Source organism: Streptacidiphilus sp. MAP12-20, assembly GCF_041262525.1.
Taxonomy (GTDB): domain Bacteria; phylum Actinomycetota; class Actinomycetes; order Streptomycetales; family Streptomycetaceae; genus Streptacidiphilus.
Genome location: NZ_JBGCCK010000009.1, coordinates 60961 through 81506, shown reverse-complemented (window position 1 = coordinate 81506; position 20546 = coordinate 60961). Strand labels below are relative to the sequence as shown.

The 20546-nt window shown below is 72.3% G+C and carries 18 protein-coding genes and 1 pseudogene; 4 read left to right on the top strand and 15 right to left on the bottom strand.

The genetic code is table 11. The features are described from left to right. Positions 1-131 precede the first annotated feature (131 nt). Together ABIA32_RS14325 and ABIA32_RS14320 are read right to left on the bottom strand one after the other, a co-directional pair. Positions 132-1085: a GlxA family transcriptional regulator gene (locus tag ABIA32_RS14325; protein WP_370094801.1), complete on the bottom strand. Its 954-nt coding sequence runs from the start codon at positions 1083-1085 to the stop codon at positions 132-134. 7 nt (positions 1086-1092) lie between these two features. Then, positions 1093-1668, bottom strand: a complete 576-nt coding sequence (locus ABIA32_RS14320; RefSeq protein ID WP_370094799.1) for a cysteine hydrolase family protein — start codon at positions 1666-1668, stop codon at positions 1093-1095. 140 nt (positions 1669-1808) lie between these two features. Here ABIA32_RS14320 and dapD point away from each other — a divergent pair, with 140 nt between their 5' ends. Beyond that, positions 1809-2819 (top strand): 2,3,4,5-tetrahydropyridine-2,6-dicarboxylate N-succinyltransferase, encoded by a 1011-nt coding sequence (gene dapD, locus ABIA32_RS14315; protein ID WP_370094797.1) that lies wholly within the window; start codon positions 1809-1811, stop codon positions 2817-2819. A gap of 325 nt (positions 2820-3144) precedes the next feature. Then, positions 3145-3339, top strand: coding sequence for a hypothetical protein (locus ABIA32_RS14310; RefSeq protein ID WP_370094795.1), 195 nt, complete (start codon positions 3145-3147; stop codon positions 3337-3339). On the opposite strand, the gene ABIA32_RS14305 is transcribed toward ABIA32_RS14310, so the two are convergent. From ABIA32_RS14305 to ABIA32_RS14270, 8 genes and pseudogenes are all read right to left on the bottom strand, one after another. Continuing rightward, entirely contained in the window at positions 3314-3898 is a 585-nt protein-coding gene (locus ABIA32_RS14305) for a DUF6099 family protein (protein ID WP_370094793.1), read from the bottom strand. The genes ABIA32_RS14310 and ABIA32_RS14305 overlap by 26 nt on opposite strands. Before the next feature lie 156 nt (positions 3899-4054). Next, positions 4055-4432 (bottom strand): nucleotide pyrophosphohydrolase, encoded by a 378-nt coding sequence (locus ABIA32_RS14300; RefSeq protein ID WP_370094791.1) that lies wholly within the window; start codon positions 4430-4432, stop codon positions 4055-4057. 5 nt (positions 4433-4437) lie between these two features. Further along, positions 4438-5628, bottom strand: a complete 1191-nt coding sequence (locus ABIA32_RS14295) for an AAA family ATPase (protein ID WP_370094790.1) — start codon at positions 5626-5628, stop codon at positions 4438-4440. A gap of 96 nt (positions 5629-5724) precedes the next feature. Continuing rightward, entirely contained in the window at positions 5725-6573 is an 849-nt protein-coding gene (locus ABIA32_RS14290) for a putative RNA methyltransferase (protein WP_370094789.1), read from the bottom strand. A 126-nt stretch (positions 6574-6699) separates the two neighbouring features. Then, positions 6700-7062: pseudogene (locus tag ABIA32_RS14285) on the bottom strand (fic family toxin-antitoxin system, toxin component); the annotation flags it as partial. Continuing rightward, positions 7059-7295 (bottom strand): toxin-antitoxin system HicB family antitoxin, encoded by a 237-nt coding sequence (locus ABIA32_RS14280; protein ID WP_037607421.1) that lies wholly within the window; start codon positions 7293-7295, stop codon positions 7059-7061. The gene ABIA32_RS14280 and the pseudogene ABIA32_RS14285, both read right to left, overlap by 4 nt. 76 nt (positions 7296-7371) lie before the next feature. After that, positions 7372-8679 (bottom strand): class I SAM-dependent RNA methyltransferase, encoded by a 1308-nt coding sequence (locus ABIA32_RS14275; RefSeq protein ID WP_370095142.1) that lies wholly within the window; start codon positions 8677-8679, stop codon positions 7372-7374. A gap of 90 nt (positions 8680-8769) precedes the next feature. Beyond that, entirely contained in the window at positions 8770-10842 is a 2073-nt protein-coding gene (locus ABIA32_RS14270) for an APC family permease (protein WP_370094787.1), read from the bottom strand. Positions 10843-11080: 238 nt separating this feature from the next. Between ABIA32_RS14270 and ABIA32_RS14265 the strand changes: the two genes are divergently transcribed. Beyond that, a complete protein-coding gene (locus ABIA32_RS14265) occupies positions 11081-11743 on the top strand; it encodes a TrkA family potassium uptake protein (protein ID WP_370094785.1) in 663 nt (220 codons plus the stop codon). Next, positions 11743-12408: a TrkA family potassium uptake protein gene (locus ABIA32_RS14260; protein ID WP_370094783.1), complete on the top strand. Its 666-nt coding sequence runs from the start codon at positions 11743-11745 to the stop codon at positions 12406-12408. The genes ABIA32_RS14265 and ABIA32_RS14260 overlap by 1 nt, the downstream gene beginning before the upstream one ends. Before the next feature lie 131 nt (positions 12409-12539). On the opposite strand, the gene ABIA32_RS14255 is transcribed toward ABIA32_RS14260, so the two are convergent. The 5 genes from ABIA32_RS14255 to ABIA32_RS14235 all read right to left on the bottom strand — a co-directional run bounded on the left by ABIA32_RS14255 (position 12540) and on the right by ABIA32_RS14235 (position 20322). Continuing rightward, positions 12540-15524, bottom strand: coding sequence for a BTAD domain-containing putative transcriptional regulator (locus tag ABIA32_RS14255; protein ID WP_370094781.1), 2985 nt, complete (start codon positions 15522-15524; stop codon positions 12540-12542). Between the two features lie 124 nt (positions 15525-15648). Beyond that, a complete protein-coding gene (locus ABIA32_RS14250) occupies positions 15649-16500 on the bottom strand; it encodes a DUF3159 domain-containing protein (protein ID WP_370094779.1) in 852 nt (283 codons plus the stop codon). Positions 16501-16504: 4 nt separating this feature from the next. Next, the gene (locus tag ABIA32_RS14245) at positions 16505-16903 is read right to left on the bottom strand and encodes an OB-fold nucleic acid binding domain-containing protein (RefSeq protein ID WP_370094777.1); all 399 of its coding nucleotides are present in this window, start codon (positions 16901-16903) and stop codon (positions 16505-16507) included. 75 nt (positions 16904-16978) lie between these two features. Continuing rightward, the gene (locus ABIA32_RS14240) at positions 16979-17662 is read right to left on the bottom strand and encodes a response regulator (protein ID WP_370094775.1); all 684 of its coding nucleotides are present in this window, start codon (positions 17660-17662) and stop codon (positions 16979-16981) included. Further along, a complete protein-coding gene (locus ABIA32_RS14235) occupies positions 17659-20322 on the bottom strand; it encodes an ATP-binding protein (RefSeq protein WP_370094773.1) in 2664 nt (887 codons plus the stop codon). The genes ABIA32_RS14240 and ABIA32_RS14235 overlap by 4 nt, the downstream gene beginning before the upstream one ends. Positions 20323-20546: the final 224 nt, after the last annotated feature.

Below are 20546 nucleotides of genomic sequence, written 5' to 3'. Positions count from 1 at the left end.
AAGAACACATCACACACCCCGGCATGGGGTGTCACAAGACCGAGGATGGTAAGGACCTGGAGAAAACTGAGTGTTGACTGAGTGTCAGCCGTGTGCCAGCCATGTGTGCGCCGGGTGCGCCCGTTGCGCTGCTACTCCGAGCGGCGTGAGCGCAGGCGGCGCAGCATCCGGGCGTCGTCGAAGCCGACCTCGCGGGCCGCGGTCTCGACGGTCGTGCCGTGGCTGATCAGGTGCTCCGCGTGTTCGACGCGCAGCGTCTGCTGGTACCGCAGCGGGGTGAGGCCGCCCGTGGCGCGGGTGAAGACGCGGGTCAGCGTGCGCTCGCTGACCCCGACGAGCCCCGCGAGCAACGCGAGCGGCAGCGGCTCGGCGAAGCGCGCGTCGATCAGGTCCTGCACCCGGTGGACGCCGTCGTCGAGGTGGGCGCGGTGCCGCAGCATCGCGCTGGCCTGCGGTTCGTGGCCGTTGCGGCGGGCGTAGACGACCATGTCGCGGGCGACCTGCGCGGCGACGGCCGGACCGTGCCGGCCGGCGACCAGATGCAGCGCCAGGTCGATCCCCGAGGCGATGCCGGCCGAGGTGACCACCCGGTCGTCGGTCGTGTAGAGCACGTCCCGCACCACCTGGGCGCGCGGGTGACGGCGCGCCAGTTCGTCCTGGATTTCGTGGTGCGTGGTGCAGCGCCGGCCGTCGAGCAGTCCGGCCGCCCCGAGCGCCTCAGCGCCCGCGCAGATGCTCGCGACCGTGCCCCCCGCCTCGTGGTGCGCGCGCAGCGCCGCCAGCGAGTCGGGGCCGAGCGGGACGCCGACGGATGCGGCTGACGCTGTGGTCACCGCGGCCGTCACTGCGAGCTCGGGCACCCGCCACCCGGGCACGACCAACAGGTCGTCCCGGTCCAGCGCGGGCCAGTCGGTCCGCGCGTGCAACGGGAGCCCCTGCGCGCTGGGCACCAGCTCCCGCTCCCCGACGTAGTCGAGCTCGTACGGGAACCCGAAGTCCCCGGCCGTCCCGAAGACCTGCGCGGGTCCGGCCAGATCCAGCAGATGGACCCCGGGCACCAACAGGAAGACGACGCGGTTGCTCACCCGGACATCATCGCGCAGTGGCAACCGGGGCCGCGGCGAGGGCGGCAGCAGCGGCGACCAGCTCGTCGACGGTCGCGATGTCCGCGAAGCGGTCCCGCAGCACCGCCTCCGTACGCTCGATGATCGCCGCGGCGCTGAGCATGCCGATCGGGTTGGTGGTCGTGGCGTCGGTGACGAAGGTGCAGCGGTAACCGAGGTCGCTGCCGACCCGGGTGGTGGTCTCCACGCACTGCTCGGTGCGGATCCCGCACAGGACCAGCTCGGTCACGCCACGCTCGGTCAGCTGCTGCTGCAGGTTGGTGGTGGTGAACGCGTTGTGGGAGGTCTTGTGCACGGTGATCTCTCCCGGCAGCGGCTGCTCCAGCTCCTCCAGGAGCCGGACGTGGCCGAGAGCCGGATCGAAGACGGTGTCCGTGCCGGGCTCGGCGTGCAGCACCCAGACGACCGTGTCGCCCTGCTCGCGGGCCAGCCTGACCAGCCGGTTGACCGGCTCGGCGATCTTCGGGTTGTCCACCTCGGCCCACTCCTCGGCACGGGCGCGGAAGGACTCCTGGACATCGATGACAATCAGTGCGCGATTCATGAGACTCAGTCTGGCCTGCGGGAACAGTTCTGCAGAAGGCCTCTTCGGGTCTCCTGGCGGAACGATCCGGTCACCCGACACGGAAGTCCGCCCAGCGGGACGGTTCGGCATCGGCGCGCCCGATTCGTTAGCGTGCAGGCGTGACTACTGAGACTTCCACCTCCACCTCGCCCAAGGGCGGCGCCGTCGCCACCGGTTTGGCCACCATCGCCGCCGACGGCACCGTCCTCGACACCTGGTTCCCCGCTCCGCAGCTGGTCGCCGCGGGATCGGACGCGGTCGGCCCGGCCGGGACTGTCCGCCTGAGCGCTGAGGAGGCCGAGGCCGCACTGGGCGCAGGCGCGGCCGCCGCGCTGCGCGTGGACGCGCGCCGTGGCGTCGAGGTGATCGCGGTCCGCACGGTCATCGCCTCGCTGGACGACAAGCCGGCCGACGCGCACGACGCGTACCTCCGGCTCCACCTGCTCAGCCACCGCCTGGTCCAGCCGCACGGCCAGAACCTGGACGGCGTCTTCGGCCTGCTGGCCAACGTCGCCTGGACCAGCATCGGCCCGACCCCGGTCGACCGCGTCGAGGCCGCGCGCCTCGCCGTCCGCGCCGAGGGCGGCCAGCTGGCCCTCTATGGGATCGACAAGTTCCCGCGCATGACCGACTTCGTCGTCCCGAGCGGGGTCCGCATCGCCCACGCCGACCGCGTCCGCCTCGGCGCGCACCTGGCCGAGGGCACGACCGTCATGCACGAGGGCTTCGTCAACTTCAACGCCGGGACGCTCGGCACCTCGATGGTCGAGGGCCGCATCTCGGCCGGCGTCGTCGTGGGCGACCACAGCGACATCGGTGGCGGCGCGTCGATCATGGGCACCCTGTCCGGCGGCGGCAAGCAGGTCGTCTCGGTCGGCCAGCGCTGCCTGCTCGGCGCGAACGCGGGCATCGGCATCTCGCTGGGCGACGACTGCGTGGTCGAGGCCGGTCTCTACGTCACCGCGGGCACCCGGGTGACCGCGCCGAACGGCCAGATCGCCAAGGCGGTCGAGCTGTCCGGCCAGTCGAACCTGCTGTTCCGTCGCAACTCGCAGAGCGGTGCGGTCGAGGTCATCGCCCGCTCGGGCTCGTGGGGCGGGCTGAACGCGGAGCTGCACGCGCACAACTGATCCTTGTTTGGGCGACCACCCGATGAGCGGGGAACTGTGCGAGCGGCGCGCTACGTCAGCGTCGCTGGTCGCGCAGTTCCTCGCGCCCCTGAATGCCCCTATCGGGGGGTCCGGGCCCGCGTGCGCGGGCCCGGCCCGTCTCTACCAGGGGGACGGCCGCGTCCTGGTGTCCCGCCTCGGAGTGAATCGGGGTGAACCACGGGCCGCGCGGGCCGCCCGTCGGTGTGACAGGCAGTGACCAGCGGCCTGCCCGGCTCGTTGGCCGCACGGGACCGGCACTGCCCGCCTGGCCCCGTACGCAGCTTCCTGGAGGGTCAGCCCACCCATGTCCGACGCACCGGTCGCACCCGAGAGCCCGCAGAACCTGTTGGCGCAGATGGAGCGGATGCTGGCGGCGCTCAACGCCGACCTGGACCAGCTCGACGCCGACCTGCAGCCGCCCGCCCAGCCGCCCGCGCAGCCGCCCGCCCCCCGCTCCCACGAAGGCACGTCGATCACCCCGGAGGCGGATCGAGCCTGACCGCGGCCCCTCCCGTCGCGCGGCCGGCCGGCCCGAGCGCCGCGCGCTCCACCTGACGGAAGCCCGGCCCCTCCTGCTCCGGGCCCGGGCCGGCCTCCTCGTCGATCGCGCGCAGCAACTCCGTCGAGAGCTCGCGGGCCTGGAAGGCGGCGTCGACCCCGTCGACGCAACTCCAGTACAGCTCCTGTTCGTCCGCGCCGCAGGCGACCACCAGCAGCGACTCGGACGCCTCCTGGATCAGCACGCGCAGCTCCCGCAGCGCCGCGCCCAGATCCGCCAGCGCGCTGAGCCGCGTGGCCCGCTCCCCCGTCACCGGTTCGTCCGGGGGCCGGCCGATGCACTCGGCGGCGTGCGCGCCGGCCTCGGCCAGGGCGCGGGCGATCTCCACCGGCCCGCAGCCGCCGCCTTTCAGCGCCCGCTCGGTCAGCGCCAACGCGGCCGTCTGCGCCACGGACTCCGTCATCCGGCAGGCCTGCCAGGCCTCCACCATCACATCCGGCGCGGTGCGCGCCTCGGCCAGCGCGTGCCGGGTCGCCTTGATCAGCCGCAGTGCGTCCATGACGCCACCCACCCCAGGGAGTCGAGCCGACGGACTCTCCGTCTGCGCCCAGACTCCGCCTCGTCTCCGACGGCCGACAGCGAGGTGCCTTGAGCTGTGGACAACTGAGGGGTGTGGAAAACTCGGCCACCCGAAGGGGTGACAGCCGGCTTCGGCTCAGTCCAGCGGCTGCGGTTCCGCCGCCGGGAAGCGCAGTTCGTTGCGCTCGATCTTCGCCGCCAGCGCGGCCAGCGGATCCATCCCGAGCACCCCGCAGAACTGCAGCAGATAGGCCAGTACGTCGGCCACCTCGTCCTCGACCCGGTGCGCCCGCTTCGGGTCCGCCATCACCGCCGCCGCTTGCTCCGGCGTCAACCACTGGAAGATCTCCAGCAGTTCGGCCGCCTCCACGCTCAGCGCCGCCACCAGGTTCTTCGGCGTGTGGTACGGCTGCCAGTCGCGCGCCGCCGCGAAGGCACGCAGCCGCTGCTGCAGGATCTCGACGGTGAGCGAGGGCTCTGCTGCGGGCTCTGCCTCGGGAGTCGGGTTGTCCATGCGGATCATTCTGCCGGAGCGGGCGCGGAGACCAACTCGCTCCGCCCGGACGCCGGATTCCGGCGGCACAGCACCGAGCCGACCCCCGCCACCGACGCAGCCGCCGCCCCGTCCCCCGCCGTCGCCAACAGCCGCACGTGCCCGCGCGCCGCCACCTCCACCGCCAGCCGCAGCAGTTCCACCGTCCGCGCCCGGTCCACGCCCAGGTCCAGGCCCTCCGCCAGCACCGTGAGCAGGCGCTCCGCCTCCGGGATCTCTGCCGCCGGGCTCATCTGCAGCACCCCGGGACCGGTCAGCAGCACCGTCGCGAAGGCCAACTGCCGCAACACTCCGGCGGGCAACTCCCCCGCCCCCACCCGTCGGCCACCCGCCTCGTCGAGGGCCGCGCAGACCGAGAGCGCGCCGTCCGCGCCCGGACGCCGCAGCGCGCCGAGCCCGTGCACCGGCGCGGCGCTCATGGTCCGCGCCGCCTGGGCGAGCTTGCCGAAGCGGATCCTGCACTCCCCCTCGATCCGCGCGACCACCGCCGACAGGTTCTCCGCCGAACCGCGCAGCCGCGCGTCGTCGTCGGCGCGCACCCACGCACGCATCAGCGCCGGGACCGGATCCAGCGCGAAGCTCTCCCGCAGCGCGGTCAGCAACTGCTCCGCGGCCGCGAGCACCAGCCGCTCCCCCGCCGTCGCACCGGCCACCCGCAGCGGCAGTTGCGCGGTGGCCAGCCCGCGCGCGGAGAGCGGGGCCCGGATGTCGCCCTGACGCCCGTCGCTGTGCCAGGCGACGTCGATCCGCTCGGTCGCCTCGTCCACCGCGCCCGTGGTCACCAGCAGCCGCCCGCCTGCTGTGAGCCGCTCGGAGACCACCAACGGACCGCCCGCTCCGTCCCGGAGCGCCACGTCGAGCCGCACCTCCCCGACCGGTGAGGCGACCGAGCAGCCCAGCCGGAGCTCCGTCTCCCCCCAGGGCACGCACCCGGCGAAGCCGCCCCGCACAGCCGAGAGCGCCTCGGCAGCCTCCTCGCCCCCGGCGAGCCCGGCCAGGGCGACCAGCCCCTCCAGCGCGTTCGACTTTCCCGCCCCCGAGACCCCGTGCAGCAGCGTCACCGGCCCCAGCGGCAGCACCGCGTCCCGGAACGACTTGAACGCCGTCAGGCGCAGTTCGCTGACGGCGGGACGCAGTGCGGAGGCGGAGGAGCTCACCCGTCCGACGCTAGTGCGCCTCCGGCCTGCCGAAACGTCACAGCAGCCTCGCCGTCCGCCCTGCGGGGAGCGCAGCTCACCCGGCCAGGTGAAGACTCATCCTCGCGGGCGCACGAAGCGGCTCACCGTCACCGACGCGGTGACCTCGACCGGGTCCGGCAACGCCGCGATCCGCACGGCCAGCGCGTCGGCGTCGGTATGCCACGCGCTCGGCCCCATCCCGACCACGGTGGCGACCTCCGCATGCGTGAGCTTCACCGTGAAGGTGTGTTCGCTCGCGCCCGCCGGCGCGAGATAGGGGTTCAACGCCATCGCCAACCGCTCGTCCTTGCGCTCGTCGACGCCGAGCAGACCCAGCGTGCCGACCAGTTCGCCCAGGTGACTGCGGTTCGGCGAGACGACCAGCAGTTCACCGCCCGGCCGCAGCACCCGCCGGATCTCCTCGCCCCGGCGCGGCGCGAACACGTTCAGCACCACGTCCGCGACGCCGTCCCGCAGCGGCAGCGGCTGCCACGCGTCACAGACGACGGCGCCCGCGCGCGGATGCGCCTTGGCTGCGCGCCGCAGCGCGAACTTGGAGATGTCCAGGGCCAGTCCGGACGCGCCAGGCACCGCGTCCAGCACCCGCGCCAGGTAGTAGCCGGTCCCCGCGCCCAGGTCGACCACGCGCTCCGCCGCAGCGGCCGACACCGCCTTCGCCAGCGCGTCCGCGATCGGCAGGTAGTGCCCGGCTCCCAGGAAGTCCACCCGCGCCGCGACCATCGCGGCGGTGTCCCCGGTGCCGGTGTGCGCGCCGCCGGGGAGCAGGTTGGCGTAGCCCTGCTTGGCCACGTCGAAGCTGTGCCCGGCCGGGCAGCGCAGCGCGCCCTGACCGAGCGTCAGTCCGTCGTCGTCAGCCGCGCCGCAGATCGGGCAGCGCAACCAGGAAGTCACGTCGTGCAGCATCTGCGGTCAGTCCCCGGCCTCGCCCGGCGCGCCACCCTCGTCGCCGCCCTCGGGCTCGCCCCCTGCTTCCTCGTCGTCGTCATCGTCGTCGCCGTCCTCGGCCCCCTCGGGGGCCTGGTCGACGATCCATCCGGCCAGCCGTTCCGCCGTTCCCTCGACGCCCAGCCGGCCCTCGCGCAGGGCGCGGGCCAACGCGCGCATCTCGCGCGTCGTGGTCGCCACCGTCGCGCCGCCCGCCACCAGGTAGGCGAAGGCCACCGCCGTGGCGAACAGTTCGTTGTTGCGCTCCAGTGCGGGCACCCGGATCAGCTGGTGCATCAGCGCCGCAGCGCGGTCCTCAGGCTCCGGGTACACGAGCACATCGAAGATCTCCGCCTGATGCCGGGTCACCGCCGCGACCAGGGAGCCGTAGTCGGTGACCCGGGGGTCGCCAGGTGTGTACTGCTCGGCGACCATGAGCAGCCAGGACAGGTCGATCTCGATGTTCAACGGCGCGTACCCGTGCCCTCTCGCTCACCACCGAATTCGGCGAGGAACGCGGCCTCGTACTCCTTCATGAACTGCGCGGCGGCATCCACGAAGGCACGGCCGGTCTCTCCCATGTCCTGCTGGACCAGCTTCTCGATGTACTGGTTCATGCTGATCCCCTCCTGTTCCGCCCTGGCCCGAGCGATCTCCGCCGTGGTGGCGTCGACTCGGACATTCAGCTGTTTCTTACTCATACCTAGAAGCTAGCGCGATTCCGCTAGCACAGGAAGGGGCGGCTTTCGGACAGGCCCAAACTGGCCAGTAGCGGTCTCATTCCCCGCTCGCGGGCTCCAGAATCGCCACGCACTCGAAGTGGTGCGTCATCGGGAACAGGTCGAAGGCCCGCAGCGAGACCGGCCGGTAACCGGCCGTGGCGAAGAAGCCGAGGTCGCGGCTGAGCGCAGCAGGGTCGCAGGCGACGTAGGCGATCCGGCGCGCGCCCAGGCTCGCCAGGTGCGCCACCAGTTCGCGGCCCGCGCCGGAGCGCGGCGGGTCCAGCACGATCAGGTCCGTCTCGGAGATGCCTGTGCGCGGCAGCAGCTTCTCGACCTGGCCGACCTCGATCCTGACCCGCTTCTCCTCGATCAGATCCGACAGGTTGTGCCGCGCGTCCGCCACCGCCTGCTTGCCCGACTCGATGCCGAGCACCGCGCCGCCCTCGCCCATCCGGTCCGCCAACGCGCCGGCGAACAGCCCGACCCCGCAGTACAGGTCGAGCGCGTTCTCACCCTCGCGCGGCGCGAGGCCCGCCAGCACCGCGCCGACCAGCGTCTCGGCGGCGGCCGGGTGGATCTGCCAGAAGCCGCCGTCGCTGACCCGCCAGGTCCGCCCGGCCGCCCGCTCGCGGACGAAGTTGCGCCCGTGCACCCGGTGCACCCCGCCGTGGTCGTCGATCCGCTGCACCGACACCGGCCGGTCCAGCTCGACGATCGGCAGCCGCCCGCCCTCGACCGGAGTGAGGATGACCGCCCGGTCCGAGGAGCCGGTCGCCGAGATCGCCTCGACGGTGGCGATCTGCGGCCAGTCGCGCTGCTCGATGCCCAGCTCCTGCACGCCCGGCGCGGCGATCAGGCAGCGCTCGACCGGCACCACCTCGTGCGAACGGTGGCGGCGCAGCCCGGCCCGGCCGGTCACCTGGTCCACCGCGTACTGCACCCGAGTGCGCCAGGCGGGCACCTCGCCGGCCGGGAGCTTGTCGCCGGGAGCGGGCTCGACGCTGCCGTCCCAGCCCGCCTGCTCCGGCGTCAGCCCGGCCAGCTTGCGCAGCTGCTCGGTCAGCACGGCCGCCTTGAGCTTGCGCTGCGCGCCCGGCGTCGCGTGCTGCCAGTCGCAGCCGCCGCAGAGCCCAGGCCCCGCGTACGGGCAGGGCGGGGTGACCCGCTCCTTTGCAGGCTCCAGCACCTCCACCGCGTCCGCGCGCAGGAACTTCGAGGACGCGGTGCCGTCCGTGACCTCCGCCACGACCCGCTCGCCCGGCAGCGCGTGCCGGACGAACAGGACCCTCCCCTCGTGCCGGGCGACGCAGTGGCCGCCGTGGGCGACCGGGCCCACCTCGACCTCGTAACGCTCACCGACCAGCGAGGGCGATTCGGGCGTGGCAGGAGAAGCGGTGCGCGTACGCGGGTTGGCGCGCGGGGTGCTGCGGCGGGAGGTCACGCCTGGTTTTCCTTAGGCCGAGGGTGTCGTGCTGCCGCTGTCGGCGGCAACGGAGGCCGCCTTCGTCGGCCGCTCGTCGCGGCGTCCGATGTCGCCACGCCGGACCTGGCCCGGCGCGACCCACGGGCGCGGCTTGCGGCGACGCTCGGAGGACTCCAGCTGCCAGGGTACCGAGGTCACCATCACCCCGGGCTTGAACAGCAGCCGGCCCTTGAGCCGCAGGGCGCTCTGGTTGTGCAGCAGGTGCTCGTACCAGTGCCCGACGACGTACTCCGGGATGAAGACCGTGACCACGTCGCGCGGGTTGCGGCTGCGCAACTGCCGCACGTACTCGACGACCGGTCCAGTGATCTCGCGGTAGGGCGAGTGCAGCACCTTGAGCGGCACCTCGATGCCGCGCCGCTCCCATTCGGCCTGCAGCGCCTTGGTGTCGGCCGGGTCGACGTCCACGGTGACCGCCTCCAGCCGCGCGCTGCTGCGCGAGGAGAGCTGGGCGTAGGCAAGCGCGCGCAGGGTCGGCTTGTGCAGCTTGGAGACCAGCACCACGCCGTGCACGCGAGCCGGCAGCGCCTCTTCCTCGTCCTCGGCGTCGTCGAGCGCCAGCTCGGCGGAGACCCGGGTGTAGTGCTTGTTGATCGCCTTCATCATCACGAAGAAGACCACCATCAGCAGGCAGGACATCCACGCGCCGGACATGAACTTGGTGGCCAGCACGACCACCAGCACGCAGGCGGTGCAGGCCAGGCCGATCGCGTTGATCACCCGGCTGCGCATCATCCGGCGTCGCTCGGCCGGGTCGGTCTCGGTCTTCAGCAGCCTGGTCCAGTGCCGGATCATGCCGGTCTGGCTCATGTTGAAGGAGACGAATACGCCGATGATGTACAGCTGGATCAGCCGGTTCGGGTCCGCGCCGTAGCCGACGATGAAGACGATCGCGACGCCCGCCAGCAGGATGATGCCGTTGGAGAACGCGAGCCGGTCGCCACGGGTGTGCAGCTGACGCGGCAGGTAGCGGTCCTGGGCGAGGATCGAGCCGAGCACCGGGAAGCCGTTGAAGGCCGTGTTCGCGGCCAGCACCAGGATCAGGCCGGTGACGGCGGCGATGAAGTAGAAGCCGGGCGTGAAGTTGCTGAACACCGCCTCGGATATCTGCGCGATCGCCGTCTTCTGCTGGTAGCCCGCGGGGGCGCCGTGCAGCTGGGAGACGTTGTCGGCCATCTTCAGGCCGGTCAGGTTGCCCATCCAGATGATGCCGATCAGCATCGTGACCGCGATCACCGCCATCAGCAGCAGCGTGGTGGCGGCGTTCTTGCTCTTCGGCTTCTGGAAGGCCGGGACGCCGTTGCTGATCGCCTCGACACCGGTCAGCGCGGCGCAGCCGGACGAGAAGGTCTTGAGCAGCAGCAGCACCAATGCGATGCCGGTGGGGTCGAGGTGGCCCGGCTGCGCCACCAGCGTGAAGCCGGCGCTGGCCGCGTGCATGTGCGTGCCGAAGCCGATGTCCCGCACGGCCGCCCAGATCATCAGGACGAAGATGCCGCCCATGAAGCCGTAGGTCGGGATGGCGAAGGCGGTCCCCGACTCGCGCACGCCGCGCAGGTTCATCGCCATCAGCAGCACCACGAGCGTCACCGAGATGAGCACCTCGTGACCGTGCAGCGACGGAAGCGCCGAGACGATGTTCGCGACGCCGGAGGTGGTGGAGACGGCCACGGTGAGCACGTAGTCGACGAGCAGCGCCGCGGCGACCGTCAGGCCCGCGTTGCCGCCCAGGTTGACCGTGGCGACCTCGTAGTCGCCACCGCCGCTCGGGTAGGCGTGGACGTTCTGGCGGTACGAGGCGACGACGACGAGCATGACCAGCGCGACCACCGCCCCGACCCACCAGGAGAAGGAGATCGTGGCGATGCCCGCCACCGACAGGGCCAGGAAGATCTGCTCGGGGGCGTAGGCCACCGAGGAGAGGGCGTCGGAGGCGAAGACCGGCAGGGCGATCCGCTTGGGCAGCAGGGTCTCGCCGAGCTTGTCGCTCTGCAACGCGCGGCCGATAAGGATTCGCTTCGGCAGGTCTGTGAGTTTTGACACGAGCAGGATGGTAGATGCTTCCGAAGGTTCGCAGGCAAGGAGGGTCGAATTACGACGGCTTCGCAGGTACCGGGCCCGGAACACCTGGTGGCCGCGTGGTGTGAGAACACCGTGCAGATGGGTACCGGGTTCATGCCCAGTGCGTTCCAAATCGTGTCCGCAATGCCACCCTGGTGACAAGAAGGCGTTAAGCGGGTGTCACTATCGAGCACGAGACACCGACACCGGAAGGACGGTCGTGCACATCGTCATCATGGGCTGCGGCCGCGTGGGGTCAACCCTCGCGCGCACCCTGGAGAAGCAGGGTCACTCGGTCGCCGTCGTCGACCAGGACCCCACGGCGTTCCGCCGTCTCGGTTCGGAGTTCACCGGCAAGCGCGTGACCGGGGTCGGTTTCGACCAGGACACCTTGCGTGAGGCCGGGATCGAAGAGGCCGGTGCCTTCGCCGCTGTCAGCAGCGGCGACAACTCGAACATCATCGCGGCGCGGGTCGCCAGGGAGAACTTCGGCGTGGAGAACGTCGCGGCGCGGATCTACGACCCGCGCCGTGCCGAGGTCTACCAGCGCCTGGGCATCCCGACCGTCGCCACCGTGCGCTGGACGGCCGACCAGATGCTGCGCCGGCTGCTGCCCAGCGGCGCGGAGCCGCACTGGCAGGACCCGAGCGGCGCGGTCCAGCTCGCCGAGGTCCCGGTGGCCCCAGCCTGGATCGGGCAGCGCCTGGCCAAGCTGGAGCAGGCCGCGCAGGTCCGCGTCGCCTTCATCACCCGCCTCGGCCAGGGCACCCTGCCCACCGCCGAGACGGTGCTGCAGGAGGGCGACCTCGTGCACATGATGATGCGCACCGCCGATCTGGAGGCCGTCGAGGCCGTCTTCTCGAAGGGTCCGGAGGAGCACTGATGCGCGTAGCAATCGCCGGAGCCGGTGCGGTGGGTCGTTCCATCGCCGGGGAGCTCCTGGAGAACGGCCACGAGGTGCTGCTCGTGGACAAGAACCCGAAGTCCATCTCGGTGGAGCGGGTGCCGCAGGCGGAGTGGCTGCTGGCCGACGCCTGCGAGATCACCGCACTGGACGAGGCCGCGCTGCAGCGCTGCAACGTGGTGATCGCGGCGACCGGTGACGACAAGGTCAACCTGGTGGTCTCGCTGCTGGCGAAGACCGAGTACGGGGTGCCCCGGGTCGTCGCCCGCGTCAACAACCCGAAGAACGAGTGGCTCTTCAACGAGGCCTGGGGCGTGGACGTGGCCGTCTCCACCCCGCGCCTGATGTCGGCGCTGGTCGAGGAGGCCGTGAGCGTCGGCGACCTGGTCCGCCTGATGCGCTTCAGCCAGGGCGACGCCAACCTGGTCGAGCTGACCCTGGCCGCGGACGCGGCGGCGGTGGGCACGCAGGTGAAGTCGATCTCCTGGCCGGAGGACACCGCGCTGGTGACGATCATCCGCGAGGGCCGGGTCCTGGTGCCCTCGGGCAGCGACACCCTGGAGGGCGGCGACGAGTTGCTCTTCGTAGCCACCGCAGAGCGCGAGGCCGAGCTGGAGGCGCTGCTCTCGCCGAGCGACAGCTGAGCCTTAGCGGCACAGCGGCATGACTGCAGCGGGGCGGTCGGGTCCACCACGGACCCGACCGCCCCGCGGCTTTCGGCGCTGCTTCTCGGCGCTGACTCTCGGCGCTGACTCTCGGCGCTGACTGCACCCGTTCAGCCCGCAGCCGCGCAGCTCCGCTCGGCAAGATCCAGCTGCGCGCGTGCCTCCTCGACGCTCATGCTGTCCAGCGCGGGCAGCAGTGCGCGCGCCTCGGCCAGGCGTGCGCGCGCCGGCTCGGGGCGGCCCAGCTCGGCCAGCGCCCGTGCCTGAGCGGCCAGGGCCATCGTCTGCATCACCTGGTAACCGGTCGACTCGGCGACGACCACAGCCTGCTCCAGGTACGGCAGGGCCTTCTGGTGGCGGCCCTGCTCCTGCCAGGAGCGGCCGATGTCCCACAGCACCGCCGCCTCCGAGGAGCTGTTGCCCACCTCCCGCGCACGGGCCAGGCTCTGCTCGAAGCAGGCCCGCGCCTCCTCGTGGTGGCCCAGGGTCAGTTCGGACTGGCCGAGGTTGCCGTAGATCGAGCCCACCGTGAACGTGCGCTTCGGCCCGGCGGGGAGCCCGAGAGCCAGGTCCAGCGCACGCCGGAAGAAGTCGCGCGCCTCGTCGTCCCGCTGATCCTGCTGCGCGAGCAGTCCGAGGTTGTTCAACAGAGCCATCTGCCCGCTGATGTCCCCGATCTCCTCCCTGAGCACCAGCGCGGCCACGAACGCCTCCCGCGCCCGGCAGGGCTCGCGCAGCCGCATCAGCGCGGCCCCGCGGGAGGTCAGCACGGTCGCCTCGGCGAAGGGTCGGCCGATCCTTCGCGCACTGGCCAGCCCGGCGTCGGCCGTCGCCAGCCAGTCCTCGATGTGGGAGGTCCGGTAGAAGTACGCCCAGGCCACCGAGCAGAAACGCCACGCGTACTCGTCCAGCCCGTGCCGGCCGGCCAGCTGCGCGGCCTGGACGAGGTTGACGCGCTCCGCCGCGCACCATTCCAGGGCCTGGCCTCTGTCCTTGAGGCCCAGTGGGCGGTGCTCAGGGAGACCGTCGTCCGCCGTCTCCAGCGCCTCGGGGCGAGCCTCGCCGGGAAAGAGCACCAGATCGGCCTCGGTCATGCCGAGCAGGTACCAGCGCACGATCCGCGCCCGCGCCCGGTCGCGCTCCGCCTCGCTCTCCTCCAGCTCGGCGCGCTCGGCGGCGAAGACGCGGAGCAAGTCGTGCATCCGGTAGCGGCCGGGCGCGGGGCTCTCCAGCAGGCAGGCGTCGACGAGGAGTTCGAGCACGTCCTCGGTGGCGGCCACCGGTCGGCCCAGCAGCGCGGCGACGGCGAGCAGTCCGATGTCCGGTCCCGGCACCAGTCCGAGCAGCCGGAAGACGCGCTGCGGACAGCGGCCTGACGGCCCGACACCGCCAACTCTGGCTGCATCGACGTCCACCAGGTTCTCGTAGCTCATCTGGAAGCTGGCCCGCACGGCCAGGTCGTCCGCGCGCAGCTCGTCCAGCCGACGGCTGTGGTCGGCCAGCCGGGCCGCCATCGACGCGACGCTCCAGCCACGCCGGTGGCTGAGCCGCGCCGCGGCGATCCGCAACGCCAGCGGCAGGCCGGCGCAGCGGGCCAGCACCTCCTCGGTCGCCTCCGGCTCCGCCTCGGCCCGCTCGGCTCCCACGACGGCTGTGAACAGCTCCCTGGCGGCCTCGGCGTCCAGGCGCTCCAGGTCGACCAGGGTCGCCCCGGCCAGGCCCGCCAGCCGACGGCGGCTGGTGACGATCGTGGCGCACTCGGCGGAGCCCGGCAGCAGCGGCCGCAGCTGCGCGGAGTCCCTGGCGTTGTCCAGCACCAGCAGTACCCGGCGGCCGTCCAGCAGGCTGCGGAACCGGGCCGCCCTCGCCTCGACGCCGCAGGGTATGGCCTCATCGGGGACGCCGAAGTCGCGCAGGAAGTCGGCCAGCACGTCCGCGGGCTCTGCGGGGGCGGACGAGACGCCGCGCAGATCGACGTAGAGGCGGCCGTCGGGGAAGCGTGCGGTGAGCCGGTGGGCGACGTGCAGGGCGAGCGAGGTCTTGCCGAGACCACCGGTCCCGGTGACGGTACAGATCCGCACCCCGGCCCCTGCGGCGCCGGGCCGCTCGGGTCGGTCGAGCCGGTCGAGCCGGTCGAGCAGCAGGGCGACCTCGGTCGCGCGCCCGGTGAAGTCGGCCGGCGCGCCTGGCAGTTGCGAAGGAATGGGCAGCGGCGGAGTGGCGGCGGTGGCCGCCTCCTCACCCTGCTCTCCGTTGCCCGGCGCCCGCACCTCCGCCGCCCGGCTGTCAGCGGCCGTGACCTCCGGCTCCCGGCTCGCGGGTCCCTCCGCCTCCGCCGCCAGGATCTGCTGGTAGAGCGCGGCGAGCCCAGGCCCTGGGTCGATGCCGAGCTCCTCACTCAGCGTGGTCCGGATCCGGTGGAAGACGGCCAGCGCGTCCGCCTGTCGGCCGACCCGGTAGAGCGCGCGCATCAGCTGTTCGTGGAAGACCTCGCGGAGCGGGTGCTCGGCCGCCGCGCGCGTCAGCTCCCAGATCGCGTCCCGCTCCTGCCCAAGGTGCAGTTGGGCCTCGGCACGCCACTCCAGCGTCTGGAGCCTGGCTTCCTGCAGGTGCTGGAGGCGTGGCGCCTCCTGCTCGGCCAGTTCGGGCAGGTCGGCCAGCGGCGCGCCGCGCCAGAGCTCGAGGGCCGCGCCGCACTCACGCTCCAGCGCGGTCCAGTCGCCGCGCGTCCGTGCCTCGCTCGCGGCGCGGGCCCGGGTCGCGAAGACCTCGGCGTCGAGCTCGCCGGGTTCGACCGCCAGCAGGTAGCCGGGGGCCGCCGTCCGCAGCCGCTCGGCGCCGAGCGCGCGGCGCAGCCGCAGCACGGAGTTGTTCAGCGCGGCTGTCGCGGTGGCGGGCGGGGACGCGCCCCACAGCGCGACGGTCAACCGCTCCCGGGAGACCGGCTGGTTGGCTTCCAGGAGCAGCGCCGCGAGCAGCGCTCTGACCTTGGGCGAGGAGATGTCCACGGCACCGTCGCCCGCGGTCTGCGCCGTCACCGGCCCGAGCAGGCCGAAGCGGAATCGGGGGCCGGGTCTCGCCTGTGGATGCTCCATTATGCGGATGTTATCGGCCTGTGTGCTGCGCACGGCAAGATCAGCACCGGTGACTCGAACCACCGGTGCGTCACGTGGGGAACGCTGCCGTCGGACGGGTTCGCCGTCTTCCGGACCGGGTGCGTCAGCGGTGGTCCGACCGACTCTCGGTCGACCGCTGCGGCACCGGGCCTGAAGCCAGATCCCGCAGGACGTCGTCGACGGCCTCGTCGACCGCCCGCTCCGCCTCCCGCGCCACGACCTCACCCGCGTCCTTGCCCGCGCCGGCGTTCTCGTCCGCGCCGGCGTTGTCGTCCGTGCCGGCGTTGTCGTCCGCGTCCGCGTCGAGGTTGACCTTGATCGGCGGCGGAGCCTTGGACAGGATCAGCCAGGACAGGTAGATCGCCACCAGCCACGGCGGCACACCGAGACCGATCTTGGCGACGCCCAGCCAGGTCACCTGGCCCGCCCAGTAGAGCGGGAAGAGGATCGCCGCGCGCAGCGCGAAGAGCGCCACCCAGACCCAGGTGGCCTTCGTGTAGGCGGCCAGCCGGCCGGGGTTCTGCGTGCGCCAGGTCATGTTCTCGCCGAGCACCGGGCCCAGCATCAGGCCCAGCAGCGGCCAGCGCACCAGCGCGGACACCGCGTAGGCGACCATCAGCGCCAGCCCGTAGAGCATCGAGGGCAGGTAGAAGTCCTGCGGCTTGCCCGACTGCATGGCGATGAACGCGCCGATGCCGACGCCGAGGACACCGCCGAAGGCGTGCTTGAGGGTCTCCTTGCGCAGCAGTCGCCAGACGACGAGCAGCACGGTCACGCCGACGGCCGACCAGGTGGAGGCCGCCAGGCCCTGCGTGATCGTGTAGAGCACCACGAAGACCAGGCCGGGGATGGTCATCTCGACCATGCCGCGAACGCCGCCGAACGCGTCGATCAGCGAGGTGTCGACCGAGGTCGGCGCGGCTTCGACGGCCGGGCCCGGGGAGCGATGGCTCACGCGGTCACTCCTGCCCGACGGGACGAAGCTCGTACTTCGGGTTGAAGAGCACCCGACGGCCGCGCGCGTGGCTGACCCGACCGTGCGCGATCAGCTTGCGGCCCGGCTCGATTCCCACGATCGAGCGACGGCCGAGCCAGACCACGTCGATCGCGTCCGTGCCGTCGAAGAGCTCGGCCTCCAGTGCCGGTACGCCGGCGCGCGGGCGCAGCGTCACCGCGCGCAGGGTGCCCGTGACGGTGACCTCCTGGCGGTCGCCGCAGGCCGCGATGGGGGTGGCGCCGGTTTCCTCGGCGTCCTGCCGCAGTTGCTCCGCGTTCAGTTCCTCATTGCTGGTTCCCAGCCGATTGAACATGCGTCGCAACCGCCCCTGAGGGCGCGCGCTGGAGATCTCACTGCTCATGCCCGAAGGGTACAGCCCGACCGGCCCCCGGACAGGAGGCACTGCCAGGTGTGCCTCGGCAGTCGCCGGTCGGCCTCACGGCTCGAAGCGGTATCCCATGCCCGGCTCGGTGACGAAGTGTCGGGGATGCGCGGGGTCGAGTTCCAGCTTGCGCCGCAGCTGTGCCATGTAGACCCGCAGGTAGTTGCTCTCGGTGCCGTAGGCGGGGCCCCAGACCTCCTGGAGCAGCTGCTTCTGGCTCACCAGCCGACCACTGTTGCGGACCAGCACCTCCAGCAGGTGCCACTCCGTCGGAGTGAGCCGGATGTCCGCGCCGTCCCGGCTGACCCGCTTGGCCGCCAGGTCGACGGTGAAGGTCGCGGTGCCCACGACGGCGCTCTCCGCGTCCGGGCCCGCGGGGGCGCCCCGCCGCACGGCCGCGCGCAGCCGGGCCAGCAGTTCGTCCATGCCGAAGGGCTTGGTGACGTAGTCGTCCGCGCCCGCGTCCAGGGCCTGCACCTTCTCGTCCGAGGTCTGCCGGGCCGAGAGCACGATGATCGGCACCTTGGTCCAGCCGCGCAGGCCGCGGATCACCTCGGTGCCGTCCATGTCGGGGAGCCCGAGGTCGAGCAGGACCGCGTCCGGGTGGCGGGCAGCGGCGAGCTCCAGCGCGGAGGTCCCGTCGTGGGCCGCGTCCACCTCGTAGTGGCGAGCCTTGAGGTTGATCACCAGGGCGCGGACGATCTGTGGTTCGTCGTCGACGACCAGGACCCGGGTCATGAACGCTGCTGCCTTTCGGTCTGCTTCTCAAACGGCCGACCGATCGGTCGATCGGCGCAACGATCGGTCGGGTCGGTCACAAGGGCAGGCTCCCCATCGGACCGCTGCTCGCTTCCCTGCGCGCTCGCACCCAGTGCGCTCGCACCGGGCGGGCCCGCGCTGTGCGCACACGGAAGAGTGAACACCATGGTGAGCCCGCCGCCCGGCGTGTCCTCGGCGGTCAGCGTGCCGCCCGTCGCCTCGACGAAGCCGCGGGCCACCGCGAGGCCGAGCCCCACGCCCGCCCCGCGCGGGGCGTCGCCGTACCGCTGGAAGGGCTCGAAGACCTTCTCCTTGGCCTCGTCGGGGATGCCGGGACCGTGGTCGGCGACCCGCACCTCCACACGCCCGTGCAGCACGCTGGCCGAGACGCCCACGAAGCTGCAGGCCGCGCCCGCGTTGTACTTGACCGCGTTCTCCACGACGTTGCCCAGCGCCCGCTCCAACAGGCCGGGGTCGGCCGAGATCATCGGCAGCGCCTCGGGAATGTCGGTGCGCACCGCGTCCCCGGGGACGCCCAGCAGCGCCAGCGGAACGACCTCGTCCAGATCGATCTCCCGAACGATCGGCACGACCGTTCCGGTCTGCAGCCTGCTCATGTCGAGCAGATTGTCGATCAGATGATCGAGGCGATCGGCTCCCGCCTCGATCCCGGCCAGCAGCTCCGCCTCGTCCTCGGGCTCCCAGGTGACGTCCTCGGAGCGCAGCGAGCTGACCGAGGCCTTGATCCCCGCCAGCGGCGTGCGCAGGTCGTGCGAGACCGCCGCGAGCAGCGCGGTACGGATCCGGTTGCCCTCGGCCAGCCGGCGCGCCTCGGCGGCCTCCTCCTCCAGTCGGCGCCGCTCCAGCAGCACCGCGGCCTGCGCGGCGAAGGCGACCAGCACCCGCCGGTCCCCGGCGGGCAGCATCCGGCCGCTCAGCGCCAGCGCCAGCCGGTCGCCGACCGGGACGTCCACGTCGGCGTCCTCGGGGCGGGAGACCGGGTCGGGGCCGAGTGAGCCCGCCGTACGCCAGGGCGAGAAGTCGTCCGGCCGCTCCAGCAGCGCCACGGACTCCATCTGGAAGGTCTCCCGCACCCGCTCCAGCAGCGCGGGCAGCCCGTGCGCGCCGCCCAGCACGCTGCCCGCCAGGAAGCTCAGCGTCTCCGCCTCGGCCCGGCTGCGCGCCGCCTCGCTGGTGCGTCGGGCGGCCAGGTCCACGACATAGGCCACCGAGAGCGCCACGGTCAGGAAGACCGTCATCGCCAGGATGTTCTCCAGCGAGTTGATCGTCAGCGTGTGCAGCGGCGGGGTGAAGTACCAGTTGATCAGCAGCGAGCCCACCGCCGCCGAGGCCAGCGCGGGAAAGAGCCCGCCCAGCAGCGCGGCGCCCACGGTCAGGCCCAGGTAGAGCAGCATCTCGGTGTGGGTGGCGCTGGTGCTCGGGAAGAGCGTGAGCACCCAAGTCAGCAGCAGCGGCCCGGCCACGCCGACCAGCCACCCGGCGATCGTGCGCGGCAGGCCCAGGCTGGCGATCCTGCGGATCGGCCGGACCCGGCCGCGGGCGACCTGCTCGTGCGTGACGATGTGCACGTCGATGTCGCCCGCCTCGCGGGCCACCGTCGCGCCGACGCCGGGCCCGAGCATCCACTGCCAGGCCTTGCGCCGACTGCTGCCGAGCACGATCTGGGTGGCGTTCACCCCGCGCGCGAACTCCAGCAGCGCCTCGGCGGCGTTGTCGCCGAGCACGTGGTGGAAGCTGCCGCCGAGGTTCTCGACCAGCCCGCGCTGCACGGTGAGCTCCTTGGGCGAGGCGCTGGTCAGGCCGTCGCTCTTGGCCACGTAGACGGCCAGGATCTCGCTGCCGGACCCCTTGGCGGCGATCCTGGCGGCCCGGCGTATCAGTGTGCGTCCCTCCGGACCGCCGGTCAGGCCGACGACGATCCGCTCGCGGGCCTGCCAGGTGGAGGCGATGTGGTTCTCGGCGCGATAGCGCTGCAGGTACTCGTCGACCCGGTCGGCGACCCAGAGCAGCGCCAGCTCGCGCAGCGCGGTGAGGTTGCCGGGCCGGAAGTAGTGCGCCAGCGCGGCGTCGATCTTCTCCGGCGCGTAGACGTTGCCGTGCGCCAGGCGGCGGCGCAGCGCCTCGGGAGCCATGTCGACCAGCTCGATCTGGTCGGCCCTGCGCACCACCTCGTCCGGCACGGTCTCCTGCTGTCGCACGCCGGTGATGCCCTCGACGGCGTCGCCGAGCGACTCCAGGTGCTGGATGTTGACCGTGGAGATGACGTCGATCCCGGCGTCCAGCAGCTCCTCGACGTCCTGCCAGCGCTTCGCGTTGCGGGAGCCGGGGATGTTGGTGTGGGCGAGCTCGTCGACGAGGGCGACGGACGGACGGCGGCGCAGCACCGCGTCCACGTCCATCTCGGTGAACTCGACGCCGCGATGCTGCATGCTCGCGCGCGGCAGCAGTTCCAGACCGTCCACCTGTGCGGCCGTCTGGGACCGCCCGTGCGTCTCGACGAAGGCGACCACCACGTCGGTGCCGCGTTCCTCCCGGCGCCTGCCCTCGCCGAGCATGGCGTACGTCTTGCCCACCCCGGGGGCAGCCCCGAGGTAGATGCGCAGCCTGCCACGTCCCATGTCGGCCATTCTCCTCGTCGGTCCGTCAGCCGACCCGCTCGGCTGGTGGACCCGACTAGCGAGGGTACGTGAGGGAATCCCCCGAGCGGAGCAGCCGGGCAGCCTCCCGACAGCGCCCTGACCTGTCCGCTGCTAGGAAGGACGGGGAAGCGCAGCGGCCCTCCGTCCTGCTAGATTGGTCTATACCACATAGTGCGTACGCGCCGCGCGCGCACCTTTGGACC